Here is a 17,464-nt window from a genome sequence, read left to right as displayed (position 1 = left end):
CTTACGCCCGCGGAAGGGGCGTCACACGGTCCAGATAATCGCGATCCCGACGGTCGTCACGACCGCTAACAGGATCTGCAGCGGCCCGCCGACGCGCAGGAAGTCGGTGAACTCGTAGCCGCCGGGGCCGTACACCATCAGGTTCGTCTGATATCCGACGGGGGTCGAAAAGGAGGTCGCGGACGCGAACATCACCGCGAGCAGGAACGCGAATCCGTTCGCACCCATCTGTGCCGCCGCGTCGACAGCCACGGGAATCATGAGGACGACCGTCGCTACCGGGGTGATGACGTTTGCGAGCAGCCCGGTGACGAGCGTGAACAACAGGAGGACTGCGACGGGGGAAAACACCGCTTCGGTCGCCACGAGCGTCTCGGCGATCAGCGACGCGCCGCCCGTCCGGTCCATCGCGAGACCCAGCGGGATCACGCCCGCGAGGAGGAAGATCACGTTCCACGAGACGGCGTCGTACGCGTCGGAGGCGGTGAGACACCCGGTGACGACCATCAGGAACACGCCCGCGAGCGCGGCGATAACGATCGGGAGGACGCCGAGCGCGGCGGCGCCGACGACTCCGGCCATGATCGCGATCGCAACCGGGGTTTTCGGGGACAGCGGAGCGATCGTCTCGATGTCTTCGTCGTCGAGGCGGTCGAGCGTTTCGGCGTCGACCGTCAGGAGGTCGCCGGATTCCGCGAAGTGTGCCTCGGACTCCGGCGTCGTCTGGATCAACAACAGGTCGCCCACCGCGATCTCAACGTCGTCGAGCCCCGTTCGGATCAGTTCTCCCTCGCGACGGACCGCGAGCACGGTCGTGTCGTAGACGGCCGCGAGACGCGTCTCTGCGACGGTCTCCCCGACGAACCCCGAGGTCTCGGGGACGACCGCCTTGTCCAGTATTCCCTCCGTCGTGTCGTCGTCGAGACTCCTATCGCTCACGCGCCGTCCGCCGACGCGACGGAGATCGTGCGCCTCGCGGAATCGATCCGCGGCCGCGAGCGACCCGTGCACCACCAGAATGTCACCCGCCTGAAGTTCCCGATCGGAGTCGACCGCGAGGAAGGGCTCTCCGTCCCGGCGAATCTGCAGCACCGTCGCACTGGTCTCCGAACGCGTTCCCGAAGAGACGCCGTCACCACTGCCGTCGGTTCCGATCGACTCATCGATCGGAACCGGGTCGATCGCGCCGAGCTCCTCGACCGTGAGACCGACGGCGTCGCTGTCCGCGGGCACCCGCAGCCGCGTGAGATAGTCGTCGAGATCGAACTCCGCCAGCAGGTCGACATCGACCGGAATTCGCGCCGGTGTGAGCCAACGGCCGACCGTCATGAGATAGGCGATACCGACGAGGAGGACGACGACTCCGAGCGCGGAGAACTCGAACATCCCGATCGCCCCGCGCGGGAGAAGGGTGGCCGCGAACTCGCTGGCGAGGAGGTTCGTTGAGGTCCCGATGAGCGTGAGGGTGCCGCCGAGGATGGCGGCGTACGACAGCGGGAGCAGCAGCTTCGACGGCGACACGCCGCTCTCTTTTGCGAGGTCGGAGATCATCGGGATGAACACCGCGACGACCGGCGTGTTGTTGATGAATCCCGCGATCGGACCGGTCGTCAACACCGTCGCCGCCAGCGCGCGCGTTTCGCTCCCCCGCGTCAGCGCCGCGAGGTGGAGGCCGAGCCGCTCGACGAGCCCGGTGTTGCTGATCGCGGCGCTCAGCATGTACATCGCGACGATGGTGATCGTCGCCGTGTTCGCGAATCCGGAAATCGCGCCGGTGGCACTGACGCCGGTCCACGGCTCCAGCGCGGCCAGCGCGACGACGATACCGATAGCCGTGACGTCGTTGGGAATGACTTCGGAGACGAACAGAACGAGGGCTATCATTATGAGCCCGAACACCACGAACGCCCCCGTCGACACGCTGGCAAGCATGTATGTCACGCCTCGGAGAAGCTACAAAGCGTTTCGCTCTCTGGATTCACCGGACAGCCGCCAACCGCTACAAGGAGCTACTGAATGTGGCCTTCGCGCCGCAGCTGGTCCGCATCCTCGTCGGTGTACCGCCACTCGACGTTCGCCTTCTCGTCCTGCCAGGCCCACGGTTCTGCGAGTACGACGTCGCCCTCGCTGATCCACGTTCGGTACTTCATGCGGCCGGGAATGCGGCCGAGTCGCGTCTCGCCGTCGACACAGCGCAGTCGCACGTGATTCCCACCGAGGTGTTCTGTCACCACGGCGAACACTTCGTCGTCCGAGGGCATTCGGAGGTTCCGACGCCCTGATTCTTCGCTCATACCGGTAGTAGTGCATTCGGCGGTATAAGTGATTGGAGACGCGTGTCCGCGTTTCGCATGCGAACGAATGCCACATCATGGCCGGTTTTTTCGAGACGCACCTCTCGGGATATCTCGCGATCTGCCGCCCGAGCCCTCTGTAATCCGACAGTATTCACTGTCAGTCGACGCCGTGTTCCGACGCTACCGACATCCCGTCAGAGTCTCGCTCGGTGTCAACCGACTCCACACGGCGTTCGCCTGAATCCCGACCTGTGGAGCCGTCGGACCCTGCGGTTGACTCGCCAAACACCGCCGCCCGTCCGCCGAAAGCGGTGTCGACCTGCGCGAACGTCGCCGCTTCGTCGCCGGAGTTGTCGACGACGACGTGATCGCGTTCGATCCGGTCGAACAGCTCCTTGAAGTGGAGGTGAATCTCGAAGTCGGCGTCGCTGATGCCGTCTCGGCGCTCGATCCGGCGCTCAACGACAGACTCGTCGCACACGACCTCGACGAGCGCGAACGCGTCGGCGACGCGGGCCCCCGCCTCGCGAACGTCCTCGCGGAACCGAGCGTTCGCGAACGTGGCGTCGAGGACGACTGCCGATCCCGCGTCGACGCGAGCGCGAGCGCGCCGGATCAGCTCGGCGTAGACGGTCTCCGTCTCCGCCTCCGAGTACTCGGGTTCGTCGAACAGTTCCTTCCGGACCACGTCGGTCCGGAGCACCGCACCGTCGACGTGCCCGGCGATCCGTTCGGCCACCGTCGTCTTGCCGACTCCGGGCAGTCCACAGACCGCGACGAGCGCGACCGCGCCCCCTGACTCGACGCCGTCGACCGCATCGGCGTTCGACAGCGACGCTTCCGCTGGGATCAGGGGTCGATCGCCCTCCGTCATTCGTCCGTATCCTCGGCGGAGCGGTAAAAGAAGCTTCCCGTCGACGAGCGAAGCGTTCAAATCCCGTCCCGCCGCTCGTAGGAGACATGGAAGACATCATCTTGGACGAGGACGACGAGGTGCTCGCTCCAGCCGTCGTGGTCGCGACGATCGCACTTATCGGCGCCTTCGTGGTCGCGTTCGTCGTATTCGGCGTCGGTCTCGCGCTCTGATCTGCCCGACCAACTCCGCGACTTCGCCCGCTCCGATACTCGCCCCCTTCGCGTCCCTTTTGTAATCCGTCCGCGGAAACCTCTCCATGAGCCGCTCCCTGTTGGCCGAGCTCCTGGACCGCAACGATCAGCACGTCGACTCGCTCGACGCGGACACGTTCGCCGACTACCGCGAGGCGCAGCGCCCGCCCGTCGTCTCGGTCTGCTGTTCCGATTCGCGCGTCTCGCAGGAGGGGATGTGGGCGACCGACCGCCCGGGGTTCCTCTTTACCGCGGGCAACATCGGGAATCGCGTAAGCGATGTCGTCGACGGCGTCCGCGTGCTCGACGGCAGCGTGGCGTACCCGCTCAAGCACACCGACACGAGCGTGCTCGCGGTCGTCGGCCACACGGGATGCGGGGCGGTCGGCGCCGCGCTCGCGGCGGCACAGACCGACGAGTATCCGGACGAGGTGGGCGTGCGAGCCGACGTGGAGGACCTCGTACCGATCGTCGAGCGGGGACTAGCAGAGCTCGACGCGGGCGAAGAGACTGCGGATTCGGTCGAAGTCGACGCCGATACAGAGGCGAGTCTCCACAACCGTCTCGTCGAGTACAACGTCCACGAGCAGGTCGCGATCGCCGCCGACACCGAGGAGGGGGCCGACGCCGACGTGTACGGGTTCGTCTACGACTTCCAGGGCGTCTACGGCGACCGCGACGGCGCCGCGTACCTCGTGAACGCGAACGGCGAGCGCGACCCGGAGGCGCTCCGGGAACTCGTCGGCGAGGGGCGTGCCGACCACGTCGCGAGCCTGCTGTAGGCGAGTTCGTCGTTCGACTCGCCTCAGGCGCCGGCCGGCTGCTGCATCCGACAGCGGTATCCCCACGACGACCGAACGACCGTGTAATGGACCGTCGCGTTCTATTCGCGAGCCTGATCCTCTTCGCTGGCGGCGCGACCGGCGTCGGGGTCGCCCTCTTCGCGTTCGTCGGCCTCGACGAGGGGGCGGCCGAGACGGAGGTCGTCTGGGAGACCGATCCCGTCGCCGGCGACGACGGGAGCGGCGCGGTGATCGCCACGCTGGACGGTGATTCGGTCATCGTCCAGTCGACCGTCGCGGACGGCGAACGAGTGGTGCGCGCCACGACCACGGGCGCTGGCGTCGCGTGGCGAACCCCGCTCTCGGCGATCGACTCGGCGTATTCCACCGGAGCGGGCGACGATCCGCCGGCGATCAGCGCGTTCACGTCGGGGACGCTCGGGGGCGATCCGGTGGTGGCGTTCACGACCGAGCGCGGCGCGCTGGTCGTCCTCGACGCGACCGACGGAACGGTGCGGTTCGCGCTCGACGCGGGGACGAACGGCGGAATCGAACCGGCGCTCGGCGATCTCACCGGCGACGGGACGAACGAACTCGCGGCCGCCGGCGCCGACGGTACCGTCCTCGTCGTCGACGGGAACGGAGAGGCGCTGTTCGAGACGACCCTCGACGAGCCGATAGAACGGCGACCGCTGATCGTCGACGCCGACGTGCTCGAGGACGATACCGGCGGCCTCGCGGTTGCGACCGCGAGCGACGGCGCATATACCGTTCGCCTCCTCGACGAGCGCGGGGAGACGCGCTGGACGACGACGCCCGCAGTCACGCCGCTGAGTTGGAGCGCGGTCGACACCCGTGACGGACCGATCCTCGCGCTCGGCGGGTCGACCGGAAACCTGGAGACCATCGAGATTACTGACGGATCGCTCCGGTACGAGGTCGGACTCCAGGACCTCCCGGTCGCCGTCGGCGACGCCAGTCCGGGACAGATCCACGTCGGGGGCGCGGGAAGCGTCTGGGCCGTCGACCTACTCGACGGCGAAGTCGCGTGGAAACAGCAGTACGGCGGACAGACTCGGGTGAACTCCCCCGGCGTCGGTGACGTCACGAGAGACGGAACTGCCGCCCCCGTCGCGGTCAATCGCGACGGTTCCGTGCTCGTGATGAGCCGCACCGGGGAGGCCGTCGCTCGCGGAGACGTCGGGGCGCCGGTCGTGTACGCTGGCCCGCTGTTCGCGGACGTCACCGGCGACGGGCGTGACGAGGTGATCGTCGTCGCCGAGGACGGTCGGATCATAGCGGTAACTGGCTAGCCGCCATTTCGATGGACTTCGGCTAGTCGCCATTTCGATGGACTTCGGCTAGTCGCCATTTCGATGGTAGCTGGTCGCCGTCACGGTATCGGTCCGGTGCGACTCGGTGCGCCCCGGCCGAACCCGATCGTGCCGCCACCACGTAGGATTGCGGGCCGCAGTCGGTCCCGATCGCTTCGCCGGTCCCGAGCGACGGCTGGTTTATGTGTCACTGAATCGGAGAGATCAGCTGATAGCGGTCCGTTGTTCCCGGATTTTCATCGGAAACGCGGTGTGTCGACAGAGCGGTCGCTGTCGGGTCGATGGGGCGCGCTGCGTTCCGAAACGCCGGTGACCCGACACGGACGCAGCGGAGAGCGAAACGATCTCGGCGAACGTCGAAGCGGCGGCCGAGTCGGATCGCCTCTCGAGACGATCCCGTCGAGAGTCGTCCCTTAGTGCTGCTCGTCCTCGTACACCCACGCCGCGGTGTCGAGGTCGTAGTCGACGAGTTCGTCCTCGTCGAAGAACAGGTCGATTTCGCGAGCGTTCGCGCCCTCGTCCTCGTGGTCCGACGCGTGGATCACGTTCTGACCGAGATCGAGGCCGAAGTCGCCGCGGATCGTGCCCGGAGCGGACTCGGCGGGGTCTGTCTCGCCGACCATCGAACGGACCTGTCGGGTCGCGTCCGCGCCCTCCCACACCATCGCGAAGACGGGTCCGGAGGTGATGAACTCGACGAGACCGTCGAAGAACGGCTTGTCCTCGTGTTCACCGTAGTGCTCGTGTGCGAGGTCCTCGTCGATCTGCATGAACTTGCCGCCGACGAGCTTCAGGCCGCGGTCCTCGAATCGAGAGACGACCTCGCCGATGAGACCGCGCTGAACGCCGTCGGGCTTCACCATCACGAAGGTGCGCTCGTCGTGGTGGCTCATTCCTCGCCACCCTGTCGACGCCCGTCCTCAGTCCATTCGAGGTCGCGCGCCTCGCGGCCGAGGAAGTAGTTCTTCTCCGCCTTCGAGTCGACGAAGTGGAGGATAGTACCGTCCTTCTTGACGTACATCGTGCCCGTGCCGGGCTCGATGTCTTCGCCGGTGAAATCGCAGGTACGTGTCTCGACCATTGGTTATCGCCCTCCGATGGAGTCCGCGTCGCGCTGGGTCTCGCGGAGCTGGAGCACGTCGCCCATGCGGACGGGGCCCAGGACGTTCCGGGTGATGATCCGGCCCTGGTTCGATCCTTCCTGGATGCGGCACTTGACCTGCATGGCCTCGCCGTGCATCCCGGTCTTGCCGACGACCTCGATCACCTCGGCGGTAGTCGAGTCGCCGATACCCTCTTCTGCGCTCATGGGTGGTTATCGGAGCTCCGCGACCTTCTCGCCGATGTCCTCGACGTCGTCGTCGGCGTCGCCGGCGTCGACGATGGCGGCGGCGGCCGAGCCGACTTCGAGGCCGGCGGCGTGACCGACTTCGTCCTGCGTGTCGACGAAGACGACCGGGATGCCCTTCTCCTCTGCGAGCTCGGGGAGGTGCATCACGATCTCCTCGGGGGAGACGTCCTCGGCGACGATGACGAGGTCGGCGTTGCCGCGCTCGACGGCTTTCGTGGTCTCGTTCGTTCCTTTCTTTACTGTACCGGTGTCTCGGGCGACCTCGAGCGCTTCGAGCGATCGCTCGGCGAGGTCGGCTGGGGTTTCGTAGTCTACGTAAACGGGCATGTGTTTCTCCTGTCCTCCGCGCGGGCTCGCGTGTCCGTCCCGTGGTCGGTCCCTATCGGAACGGCACATCATCAACCCCACAGAGGCTGTGACGCGACGTAGTCCGGACATCCATAAAAGCGCTTTCAATGTCCTGCGGGTGTGCGAGCGGGGATCACGGCGACAGCGTCTCGCTCGCGTCGGGACGTTCGTGACAGTTCCGACGGGCATCCGCACGGATTTCAACGCGGCCGCGCGCCGCTGCGACTCCGCGCTTTTTAAGCGTTGCACGCCCCTTCCGTCCACATCGAATGGTCCGTCTCGTTCACTACTCCGACATCGAGAACGTCTTCGACGCGCCGGAGCGCGCGGCCCGACTCGCCGGACAGATCCGAGCCCTGTCCGGTCCCGACGCCGCGGTCGTCGCCACCGGCGACACGACCGCCCCCGGTGTGCTCTCGCTGGTCGCGACGGGACGCCAGATCCACGACTTCTACGCCGCGACCGACACCGCCCTCGACACCTTCGGTAACCACGAGTTCGACTACGGACCGGACGCCCTTCGCGGGCTGGTCGCCGACGCCTCCGCGACCTTCGTCTCGGCGAACGTCCGCGACGAGAACGGGGAGCCCTTCGGCCGCGACGAGGGCGTCGTCCCGTGGACGGTCCGCGAGATCGACGGCGCGACGATCGGGTTCGTCGGCGTCACGGACCCCGCGACCGACTCGCTCAACCCGATGGCCGCCGAACTCGCGTTCGACGACCCCGTGACCGCAGCGGGCGACGCGCTCGACGAGATGCGGGCGGCGGTCGCCGAGCGCGGAGACGGCACGGACGACGAGGGCAGCCTGGACGACGAGGACGACGAGGGCAGCCTGGACGACGGAGCCCGCGCGACAGACGACGCGGACTCGCTCGATCACGCCGTCGTCCTCTCGCACCTCGGCGCGGGCGACGACGACCTCGCCCGGACGCTCGACGTCGACGCGATTCTCGGCGGCCATATCCACAGCCGGCGCAACGAGGTGATCGCCGGTACGCGGCTCGTCAGGCCGGGCGTCAACGGCGAGACGGTCGTCGAGATCGCGTTCGACGGGAGTCACTCGGATGACGGAAATGCCGACGGAAACACCCGCGACTCGGCCCCGACCGCGACCCTCTACGAGCCGATCGGCGCCGAGCCCGTTCCCGGGCTTGCGGACGCGCTCGCGAAGCGGATGGCCGCCGCGGACCTCGGGGAGGTCGTCGACGAGGTCAACGGTCCCATCGAACGGACCGGCGCGGTCGTCCACGGCGGCGAGTGCCGGATCGGCAACTTCGTCGCCGACGCGTTCCGGTGGGCGCTCGACGCCGACGTCGGGCTCTCGAACGCGGGCGGGCTCAGACAGGGCGACCCCTTCGCGGGCGAGGTGACGAAGGCCGACCTGATCAGCCTGATTCCGTTCGAAGAGCCCGTGACACTCGCGTCCGTGACGGGCGCGGAGCTCCACGACGTGTTCCGCGAGATGGCCGCGCCGGACGTCGACTTCGGCGAGGACGACTGGTGGCACGGCCACGTCTCGAACGCCGAGGTCGTCTGGGACGCCGACACCGAACTGATCGCGGAGGCGACCGTCGGCGGCGAGCCGATCGACCCCGACGCTCGCTACACGGTCGCCGTCTCGGAGTACCTCCTCCACTCCGAACACGAGTTCCCGACGCTGGCGCAGCGCCACCGGATCGACGAGGCCGACATTCAGTACGAGGTGCTCGCCGCGTACGCCCGCGAACACGGGATCGCCACCGAAATCGAGGGACGAATCGAGATCAGAAACCGCGCGTCGACCGCGACCGAGCGTCGCTGAGCGGCGACGGTAGGCGACGACGCGCGACGCGACTTCCGCGATCGCCGGACGCGTCGCCGATCGTCGAGACCACCGCGGCGCGGTCCGGCACCATGTCGGCCGTTGGCACCGAATCGGCACCATTTAAGCCGCCGTCGGTCCCCGTTTGAAACGGATGAAACTACACGAACATCAAGCGAAGACTATCTTCGCGGACGCCGGGATCCCGGTACCGGAATCCCGGCTCGCGACGACCGTCGAGGAGGCGCTCGACGCCGTCGACGAGATCGGTTACCCGGCCGCGATCAAGGCGCAGGTCCACGTTGGGGGCCGCGGGAAGGCCGGCGGGATCAAGATCGCGACCGACCGCGACGAGGCCGAGCGGTACGCCGAGGAAATCCTCGGGATGGACCTGAAAGGGTACACCGTCGATCAGGTCCTCGTCGAGGAGGGCGTGGACTTCGTCGACGAACTGTACGTCGGCGTCACCATGGACCGCGGCGAGGGACGGCCGGTCCTGATGGTCTCGACGGAGGGCGGCGTGGACATCGAGGAGGTCGCCGAGGAGAACCCCGACGCGATCGCCCGCGAACACGTCGACCCCGCGTTCGGACTCCACCCCTACCAGGCCCGGAAAGTCGTCTACGAGGCCGGTGTCGACGCCGACGTGGCGCTCGACGTGGCGTCGATCCTCTCGACGCTGTACGATCTGTACGAGGAGAGCGACGCCTCCGAGATCGAGGTCAACCCCGTCATGATCACGAGCGACCGCGACGTGATCGCCGCGGACGCCGTGATGAACATCGACGAGGACGCGCTGTTCCGTCAGCCCGACCTCGCCGAGCTGGCCGATGAGTCCTACGAGGACGACCTCGAACGGAAAGCCGGTGAGTACGGCTTCGACTACGTCCGTCTCTCCGGTAACGTCGGTATCATCGGCAACGGCGCCGGGCTCGTCATGACGACGCTCGACCTGGTCGACTACTACGGGGGTGCGCCCGCCAACTTCCTCGACATCGGCGGCGGCGCGAAGGCCGAGCGCGTCACGAACGCGCTCGACATGGTCTTTTCCGACCCCAACGTCGACGCCGTCGTGTTCAACATCTTCGGCGGGATCACCCGTGGGGACGAGGTCGCCAAGGGGATCAACGAGGCCTTAGAGCAGTTCGACGAGATTCCCAAGAAGGTCGTCGTCCGGCTGGCCGGTACGAACGCCGAAGAGGGGATGGAGATCCTGAACACCGACCTCGTTGAGGTCGAGAAGACGCTGGAGGACGCGGTCCAGCGTGCGGTGAAGAACGCTGAGGAGGTGACCCAATGAGCATTTTCGTCGACGACGACACCAGGGTGGTTGTACAGGGGATCACCGGCGGGGAAGGGAAGTTCCACGCCGGGCAGATGATCGAGTACGGCACCAACGTCGTCGCCGGCGCGGTCCCCGGCAAGGGCGGTCAAGACGTCGACGGCGTCCCCGTTTACGACACCGTCGACGAGGCCGTCGACGCGGAGGACGCCGACGCGTCCGTCATCTTCGTGCCGCCGGCGTTCGCCGCCGACGCGGTCTTCGAGGCGCTCGACACCGATCTCGACCTCGCCGTCGCCATCACCGAGGGCATTCCGACCCAGGACATGGCGAAGGTGAACAAGCGCCTGAGCGAGACGGACACCCGCCTGCTCGGACCGAACTGTCCGGGTATCATCACGCCCGGCGAGGCGAAACTGGGCATCCTCCCCGGCAACATCTTCTCCGAGGGCAACGTCGGGCTCGTCTCCCGATCCGGCACGCTGACCTACCAAGTCGTCGACAACCTCACGAACCGCGGCATCGGCCAGACGACCGCGGTCGGCATCGGCGGCGATCCGATCATCGGGACCTCCTTCATCGACGCCTTAGAGGCGTTCGAGAACGACTCCGAGACCGACGCCGTCGTGATGTGCGGCGAGATCGGCGGAGAGGACGAAGAGCAGGCCGCGAAGTTCATCGGCGAGCACATGGACACGCCGGTCACCGGCTTCATCGCGGGCCGCACGGCTCCGCCGGGCAAGCGGATGGGGCACGCGGGCGCTATCGTCTCCGGCTCCGGTACGGGCACGGCGCAGTCGAAGATCGACGCGCTCAACGACGCGGGCGTTCCCGTCGGCGACACTCCGGAGGAAGTCGCCGACCACGTCGAAGACTTCCTGTAGCGGCGACCGCGTCGAAGATTTCCCGTAGCGGCGACCGGCGCCGCGGTTCGTCGTTATTCACGCTCGGCTTCCGCCTCGACGAGCGCGCGGAGCGCATCCCGAGAGCGCGGCTCGATGGTCACGCGCTCGTCGTCCGCGGTGTAGAAGATCGACGCGCTCACCGTGCGGTCGGGGAACCAGCTGTCCAAGACGTGATAGTAGACGCTGAGCTGGGTCCGGTACTCCGACTCCGCGTGACGAGTCAGATCCGTCTTGAAATCGAGTATCTCGACGCGGTCCGGCGCGACGTGCACCAAGTCGATGATCCCCGATATCGTCGCGGTCCCCTCCGCGAGCTCCACCGGGAGGTACGCCCGCTCTTCGACGTGGAGTTCCCCCGACAGCGAATCGATGAGCGCCGCCACGTGCCGTTCGTCGTCGCTGTCGGCGGTCGGATCCTCGCCGCGCGCGCACGCTTCGGCGAACTCGTGTACCCGCGAACCGAACGCCGTCCCGCGTCCCTCGGTGACCTCCTCGTAGACGGAGTCGTCCATCAGCGAGTGCGGCGAGTACCCCTCGGGGCCGTCCGCGGGCGGAACGTCGACGCGGAACGCGGTCCCCGTCGGCGCTTCGTGATCCACCTCAGGAACCGAGGGATCGACCGACTCGATATCGATCGGAAGCTCCGTGAGGAACGTGTTCGGCTCCTCGCCGGCCGCGAACAGGAGGTGGTCTTTCGCGCGCGTCATCGCGACGTAGAGCAGTCGACGTTCCTCGTCGTGTTCGGTCGGCGTACACCGTCGAAGCACGTCCGCCCGCCAGTTGTCGTAGACGTGCGGGACGCCGTGCGCCTCCGCGTACGTCTTCCGCTGCCGGAGGCCCGTCCGCTCCGAGAAGGGTATCGTCCCGTTCCGGCGGCCCGACGGGGGGAACGCCCCGTCGTTCATGTTCGCGACGATCACGATCGGGTACTCCAACCCCTTCGCGGAGTGGACGGTCTGTACGGTCACCGAATCCGACCCCGCGGGCGCCTGCACCTCCCGCGTGTACCCGTCCTGTATCCCCTGGGTGATCAGTCGGACGAGATCGCCTCGCGTCAGCGTCGTCGACGTGTGGAGCGATTCGAGAGTCGTGAGCAGCGCGTCGGCGGTCGACTCCCGATAGCCGTATCGATCGAGCACGCGCCGCAGCACTGCCCCGTTCGTTTCGAGGGAGGCGAGTTCGGCTCGGAACGATCGCATCCCGTCCGGATACGCCTCGGCGTCGGTCACGTGATCGATCTCGTCGAGCGTGTAGCCGGCGCGCTCCAGGACCACGGCCCACCCGCGGTCGGCGTCAGCGCCGTCTTGGAGGATCCGGAGCCAGGCGAGCAGGAGCTTCGCGCTGTCGCGTCGGAACAGCTCGATCCCTCCCTCGTAGGCCATCGGGAAGTCGTGTGCCTCTGCAGCCGAGAGGAGTCCGCGCCCGTACTCGCGAGTCCGCGTGAGGACCGCGATGTCGTCGTACGTGGGGGCGCGCAGGTCGCCCGCCTCCTCGACCGCGTACTCGTCGTTGCCGACGATGGATCCGATCGTCGCGAGGACCGCCTCGTGTTCGTCGGCGTGCTGGACGGCCTCGATCCGCGAGTGATCGCGGTCGGTGTCCGACACGAGCGACACGATCCGCTCGCGTATCGCGTCGCTGTCGACGGATTCCGTGCTGCTTCCCGGCGTGACGAGCGCGTGCTCGGAAACGTCGAGAATCGACTGGGTCGATCGGTAGTTCCGTTCCAGCTCGATGCGGTTGATCGGCGAGAGCGGGAACGTCACCCGTTCCGCGTCGTCGTTGAGCTCGTCCGCAAAGCGGCGCAGGCGCGATTCGAACTCGGTGATGTTCTCGACCGCCGCGTACTGGAACGAGTAGATGCTCTGTTTCCAGTCGCCTACGACACAGAAGTTCCGCGTGCCGGAGAGCAGGAGCGCGAGCTTGAACTGGATCTCGCTGGAGTCCTGAAACTCGTCGATCATCACGTACTCGAACGAGAGCGACTCCCGGAGCCTCTCGTCTTCACAACACGCCACGAACGCGAACAGCTGGAGGAACGAGAAGTTCAGGTAGTTCCGACCGAGCGCGAACTCGAGGTACTCGAAGTAGACGTCGTGAACGAACGAGATCAGGTCCTCGCGGTCCTCGTGGAACACCCGTTCCGCGACGTCGTCCGGGACCGATTTCGAGCCCCGCTCACCGCGGAGCTCGTGTCGCTCCGGGGCGTCCGGAAGGTAGCACGAATTCGCCCCGTACCGACCGAGTCGAGACCGGAGTTCGGACTGTTTGCTCCCGCCGTTTCGCGGCCGGTTGACCGAGTCGAACGCGCGTTTGAACGCGTCGTAGTCGCCCGTGAGCGTCTCGCCCGAACCGCGATACCACCCCGCCTGCGTCGGAAAGACGCCCTTCGAGGCGAGGGTGTTGATAAGTTCGAGCAGTTCAGTCGGCTCCGAGAGCGCTCGGAGGAACCCGGCGTGTTCGTCGTGCTCGTCGCTGAACCGGTCGATGAACTCCCTGAATCGCTCCCGTTCGATCGTCTCGTCTTCGAGGATCCGCGTCGAGCCGGTGATGGAGTCGTCGATGCCGAGAAACGAGGGCGCGTGGAACCCGTGTTCTTCGAGGATATCGTGACAGAGGCTGTGAAACGTCTGGATCGGTGCGTCCGCCAGCTCTCGCATGTCGTACTCGCAGTGCGCGACGATGCGGTCTCTCATCTCGGTCGCCGCGTTCCGCGTGAACGTGATCAACAGGACGTCGTCGGGGTCGACGTCGTCCTGTGCCACGATGTTCGCGTAGCGTCTGGTGACGGTGAACGTCTTCCCGGTTCCGGCGCCCGCGTCGACGAGGTAGATCCCGTCGGTCTCGTCGATGAGCCGCCGTTGCTCGGGGTTCGGCGACGTCATCGGTCTCTCTCCGAGCCGTGCTCCGCCGCCGGTGACGCGGGATCTTCCGCCGCCGGTGACGCGGGGTCTTCGCCCGCCGATGCCGCGGGGTCTTCCGCCGCTCGTGTCGAGCCCGCCGCCGCTCGCGACCGAGGGCGCTCCTCCGTCAACAGGAGGTCGCGGTGATCCACGTACCGGTAGTTCGGCTCGCCGGCGCGTCCGTTGACCGGGAACCGGTCCTCCCCGCGTCGATATCGGTTCAGCGCCGCGATCTGCTCGTCGACGAACCGCTCGAACTCGTCGAGGTCGTCCGCGAAGTACCCGTTCGTCCGATACTCACAGAGGTGCCGACAGGCCTGTTTACAGCCGTTTGTGACGTATTTGTAGTCGCCGACCTCCGCGACCATCCGTGTCCTGAGCGCCTCGCCGAACGAGGAGGCGATCAGCGCGTCCGCGTCGCGGGTGCGCGGCACCGAGTGCGCGTCGACGACCTCGCGATACGCCGCGTACTCGACCTTCGAGAACGTCTTGGTGCAATCGTTCGGCGCCTCCTGTTGCAGCTCCTCGAAGACGTCGGGCGACCGCACGAACTCGGCGAACGTCGTCGGGCGGTACGTGACCGTCGTGAGGCAGTCGTCGAGCTCGGCGTCGCCGGTGATCGCATCGTCGAGCGTTTCGAGGAAGTGGAAGAAGGTGAACTGGTGCGTCTCGTTCGGACGGCGCTTCCGCCAGTACGTGAGATACAGGAGCGCCTGGAAGTTCGGCGTGTCGCTCGGGTCGGCGACGGACGACGCCCTCGTGACCCGTGAGGCCCGCTTTCGACGACCGCTCTTGTAATCGACGAGCGTCGTGGGCGACGCCAGCAGGTCTATTTTCCCCTTCAGACCGAGTTCCGCGTCGTCGAACCAGCGTTCCGTGACGGGCGAGTCGACCGGGGTGTCGAAGTACTCGGCGAAGAAGTTGTCTCCCCATCCGCTCGCGGGCGTGACGAACGAGGTGTCCGTGGGAGCGTGCTCCGCGAGGAACTCCAGGATCGTTTCGAGCCCGATGCGGTAGCGCGTGCGCCTCGTCGGAATATCGACCGATCGATGGAACGGTCGAACCTCGGCGATCACGGCGTCGACGACCGCCTCCAGCGGATGTTCCTCGACGATCGAGGGGTGATTCGCCGCGAACTCGGCGAAGTCGTGAAAGAGGTTCCCCTCGGCGAAGTAGTGGGTGTCCGGCGAGTCGACGATCCGGCCGAAAAAGTAGTCGCGCGGCGAGTTCGCGTACGCGTTCAGACTCGATTGGCTGACGCTCTCGACGGGCTCGAACGCGATCGACGCGTCGAGCGGCTCGCGCTCGAAACCGGTTTCGACCGTTCGAGACGGCCGCGCGTGCCGAACCGAGTCGAGGTCGCTGAACCGTTCGAACTCCGCGTCGAGCAGCTCCTCGAAGTACAGACACGGCGTCACCGAAGAGCCGTTGGCGGAGTCTTGGACCAAGTAGTGCCGCTCGACGCCGCTCTGGATCAGCGACTGAAAGCCGTCGACGTTCCGGTCGAACTCCGCCTCGCGGTCAACCCACGGTCGGTTCGGCGAGGTGTGCGTCCAGTCCTCGTCCAGACCGAGGAAGAACACGAGCGGCCGGTCGACGAACGACGCCGACGTCGCGTCCGCGAGGAGCACGCCCTCGTTCTCGCGGTCGATCGGGACCTCGTACGTGTCGAAGTAGTAGGTCAGCCGGTCGACGAGCTCGGCGGTGACCGGTTCGTCGAGCACCCCCACCCGGGAGAGCTCCTCCCGGAGCGCGTCCAGTTCCGTGTCCGCGCGGGTCTCGTACGTGGACAACGCCGACGAGACGGACAGCGTGGCATCCGCCTCAAGGAGGGGTTCCATCCACTCGAGCTCCGACGCGACGACGTCGACGAGCCGTTTCTCGTCGTGAGCGACGCTGATTTCCTCGCCGAGGGCGGCGAGGAGCGGCTTCACGACGCGAACGCGGGTGTCGGACCCGCCCGTGAGGAACCGAAGGAGCTGAACGAACGCCCGATGGTGCGTTCGGTCCATGAACCCCGGACCGCCGTAGTACGGGATCGCCGCGGTTTCGAGCGCGGATTCGACCAGCGGCGAGTACTCGCTTCCCCCGTCGAGGACGATCGCGACGTCGTCGGCGTTCGAGGCGGTGATCGAGTCGAGGAGCGCATCGACGATCGCCGACGGCGAGTCGAAGATTCGGAACGGCGGGAGTTCGAACGGTTCGTCGACGAAGCGCTCGATCGCGTCGTACGTGTCGGGAAGGATCGATCGTTCGAGCGCCGTGAGTTGGCGTTCGCCGACGACGGCGACCGCGTCGTCGTCCTCGATCTGAACGTCTGTCAGAATCTGCGAGGACGTGTCTACCGACTCCATCGCGTCGAGGACCGTCCGGGTGGCGGGCGTGTCGAACCCGTCGTACTCGAAGATCGCGTCCGGGCGGCCTCGGTACTCCCAACACTGCAGGATGTCACCGACGGATCTCGAGACCTGTTTCCAGCGCAACTCGGTCGCTCGAATCACGTCGAGAAACGCCGTCCGGTCTTCCGCCGCCTCTCGCCGACGCGTCGCGAAACGGCGAGGCGTGATCGCGAACGGACCGAAGTGCGGACGGTCTATCCGTCGGTTGAGGGCGTCAGCGAGCGGAGAGTCCGGCACGATAACGAGGTCGTACTCCGAGACCGCTCGATACAGATCATCGAGGGGTCTCGATCGCTTGAGGGGCACACCACGAACCAGTTCCGTCGACGTACTAGAGGTTTTGGTGCCGAGGCGGCCGCGTCTCGTTTTCGAACCGAGTCGGTCGCGACGCCGATGCGGCATACATATAGAAAAAACAATACTTATACGAGATCGATCGAATCGAAGCGTATGGTCCCAGACGGTCATCCCTCCCCGGCTGAAGGACAGCCACTCGTCCGTCGGCTCCGGGCGGAGCTCGGCGAGTATTTCAAGTTCGCAGTCGCGTACGATACCGCTGATTCTCGCGTCCTCTACCGCTCCCCGGCGGCCGGGAGACGGCTCAACGACTGCGCCGGTGAAGACAGTGGCGACCTGCACTCCCTCGTCGACAGGTTCCGAAGCGAGGAGCGGTACGAGGGAGAGACGCAGCCGGTCGACCTGGGTGAGCATCGATGTTCGCTCCACCTGTACAGCGAGTGGCTGCTCCTCCACTATCGAGCGGTTCACTCGGGCGTGGTCGTCGGTGTCGATGCAGAGAGCGCCGCAAACCTACGGGAATTTCTCGAAGACATCTCTCCTGCGGTGTCTCGTACGCTCTCCGCGTGACGAACGTGGCTCCGCCGTCCGGCTTCGGGCTTCGATTCCACGGAGAGGCAATTCTCAACGTTGGTCATCAGAGCGAAAGTTAAAATT

General features: G+C 66.5%; 16 protein-coding genes. 7 read left to right on the top strand and 9 right to left on the bottom strand.

Annotated elements, in window-relative coordinates; all coding sequences use genetic code 11:
* Positions 1-21: 21 nt before the first annotated feature.
* The 3 genes from ACNSN4_RS13295 to ACNSN4_RS13285 all read right to left on the bottom strand — a co-directional run bounded on the left by ACNSN4_RS13295 (position 22) and on the right by ACNSN4_RS13285 (position 3,171).
* The gene (locus tag ACNSN4_RS13295) at positions 22-1,932 is read right to left on the bottom strand and encodes an SLC13 family permease (protein WP_418286301.1); all 1,911 of its coding nucleotides are present in this window, start codon (positions 1,930-1,932) and stop codon (positions 22-24) included.
* A 77-nt stretch (positions 1,933-2,009) separates the two neighbouring features.
* Complete coding sequence (locus ACNSN4_RS13290) at positions 2,010-2,294, bottom strand: translation initiation factor eIF-1A (protein WP_418286300.1); 285 nt, start codon at positions 2,292-2,294, stop codon at positions 2,010-2,012.
* A 160-nt stretch (positions 2,295-2,454) separates the two neighbouring features.
* On the bottom strand, positions 2,455-3,171 hold the full coding sequence (locus ACNSN4_RS13285; protein WP_418286299.1) for a P-loop nucleotide/nucleoside kinase family protein: 717 nt from the start codon (positions 3,169-3,171) through the stop codon (positions 2,455-2,457).
* A gap of 86 nt (positions 3,172-3,257) precedes the next feature.
* Here ACNSN4_RS13285 and ACNSN4_RS13280 point away from each other — a divergent pair, with 86 nt between their 5' ends.
* From ACNSN4_RS13280 to ACNSN4_RS13270, 3 genes are all read left to right on the top strand, one after another.
* Positions 3,258-3,383, top strand: coding sequence for a hypothetical protein (locus ACNSN4_RS13280; protein WP_418286298.1), 126 nt, complete (start codon positions 3,258-3,260; stop codon positions 3,381-3,383).
* Between the two features lie 86 nt (positions 3,384-3,469).
* The gene (locus ACNSN4_RS13275; protein ID WP_418286297.1) at positions 3,470-4,186 is read left to right on the top strand and encodes a carbonic anhydrase; all 717 of its coding nucleotides are present in this window, start codon (positions 3,470-3,472) and stop codon (positions 4,184-4,186) included.
* A gap of 86 nt (positions 4,187-4,272) precedes the next feature.
* Complete coding sequence (locus ACNSN4_RS13270; protein WP_418286296.1) at positions 4,273-5,499, top strand: outer membrane protein assembly factor BamB family protein; 1,227 nt, start codon at positions 4,273-4,275, stop codon at positions 5,497-5,499.
* Positions 5,500-5,933: 434 nt separating this feature from the next.
* Here the strand turns inward: ACNSN4_RS13270 and ndk are convergent, their stop codons facing one another.
* The 4 genes from ndk to rpl7ae are packed head-to-tail and all read right to left on the bottom strand — an operon-like array spanning position 5,934 to position 7,198.
* Positions 5,934-6,413 (bottom strand): nucleoside-diphosphate kinase, encoded by a 480-nt coding sequence (gene ndk / locus ACNSN4_RS13265; RefSeq protein ID WP_418286295.1) that lies wholly within the window; start codon positions 6,411-6,413, stop codon positions 5,934-5,936.
* Positions 6,410-6,601, bottom strand: a complete 192-nt coding sequence (locus ACNSN4_RS13260) for a 50S ribosomal protein L24e (RefSeq protein WP_418286294.1) — start codon at positions 6,599-6,601, stop codon at positions 6,410-6,412. Before ACNSN4_RS13260 ends, ndk begins: the two co-directional genes overlap by 4 nt.
* 3 nt (positions 6,602-6,604) lie before the next feature.
* Positions 6,605-6,829 (bottom strand): 30S ribosomal protein S28e, encoded by a 225-nt coding sequence (locus ACNSN4_RS13255; protein WP_418286293.1) that lies wholly within the window; start codon positions 6,827-6,829, stop codon positions 6,605-6,607.
* A 6-nt stretch (positions 6,830-6,835) separates the two neighbouring features.
* Positions 6,836-7,198 carry a 50S ribosomal protein L7Ae gene (rpl7ae, locus tag ACNSN4_RS13250; RefSeq protein ID WP_128904979.1) on the bottom strand — a complete coding sequence of 121 codons (363 nt, stop codon included), beginning with the start codon at positions 7,196-7,198 and terminating at the stop codon, positions 6,836-6,838.
* A gap of 290 nt (positions 7,199-7,488) precedes the next feature.
* On the opposite strand from rpl7ae, the gene ACNSN4_RS13245 reads away from it, so the two are divergent.
* The 3 genes from ACNSN4_RS13245 (at position 7,489) to sucD (ending at position 11,187) form a co-directional block, all read left to right on the top strand.
* The gene (locus tag ACNSN4_RS13245) at positions 7,489-9,021 is read left to right on the top strand and encodes a bifunctional metallophosphatase/5'-nucleotidase (RefSeq protein ID WP_418286292.1); all 1,533 of its coding nucleotides are present in this window, start codon (positions 7,489-7,491) and stop codon (positions 9,019-9,021) included.
* A gap of 154 nt (positions 9,022-9,175) precedes the next feature.
* Positions 9,176-10,321 carry an ADP-forming succinate--CoA ligase subunit beta gene (sucC, locus tag ACNSN4_RS13240; RefSeq protein WP_418286291.1) on the top strand — a complete coding sequence of 382 codons (1,146 nt, stop codon included), beginning with the start codon at positions 9,176-9,178 and terminating at the stop codon, positions 10,319-10,321.
* Positions 10,318-11,187, top strand: a complete 870-nt coding sequence (gene sucD / locus ACNSN4_RS13235; protein WP_418286290.1) for a succinate--CoA ligase subunit alpha — start codon at positions 10,318-10,320, stop codon at positions 11,185-11,187. Before sucC ends, sucD begins: the two co-directional genes overlap by 4 nt.
* A 53-nt stretch (positions 11,188-11,240) precedes the next feature.
* Here the strand turns inward: sucD and ACNSN4_RS13230 are convergent, their stop codons facing one another.
* Both ACNSN4_RS13230 and ACNSN4_RS13225 read right to left on the bottom strand, forming a co-directional pair.
* On the bottom strand, positions 11,241-14,093 hold the full coding sequence (locus tag ACNSN4_RS13230; protein ID WP_418286289.1) for a UvrD-helicase domain-containing protein: 2,853 nt from the start codon (positions 14,091-14,093) through the stop codon (positions 11,241-11,243).
* A complete protein-coding gene (locus tag ACNSN4_RS13225) occupies positions 14,090-16,816 on the bottom strand; it encodes a PD-(D/E)XK nuclease family protein (RefSeq protein ID WP_418286288.1) in 2,727 nt (908 codons plus the stop codon). The genes ACNSN4_RS13230 and ACNSN4_RS13225 overlap by 4 nt, the downstream gene beginning before the upstream one ends.
* A 144-nt stretch (positions 16,817-16,960) precedes the next feature.
* Here ACNSN4_RS13225 and ACNSN4_RS13220 point away from each other — a divergent pair, with 144 nt between their 5' ends.
* On the top strand, positions 16,961-17,377 hold the full coding sequence (locus tag ACNSN4_RS13220; protein ID WP_418286287.1) for a DUF7522 family protein: 417 nt from the start codon (positions 16,961-16,963) through the stop codon (positions 17,375-17,377).
* The last annotated feature ends 87 nt before the right edge of the window (positions 17,378-17,464 follow it).

The sequence above is a fragment of the Halorubrum marinum genome, assembly GCF_048381195.1.
Taxonomy (GTDB): domain Archaea; phylum Halobacteriota; class Halobacteria; order Halobacteriales; family Haloferacaceae; genus Halorubrum.
This window is presented reverse-complemented; position numbering and strand designations above follow the sequence as displayed.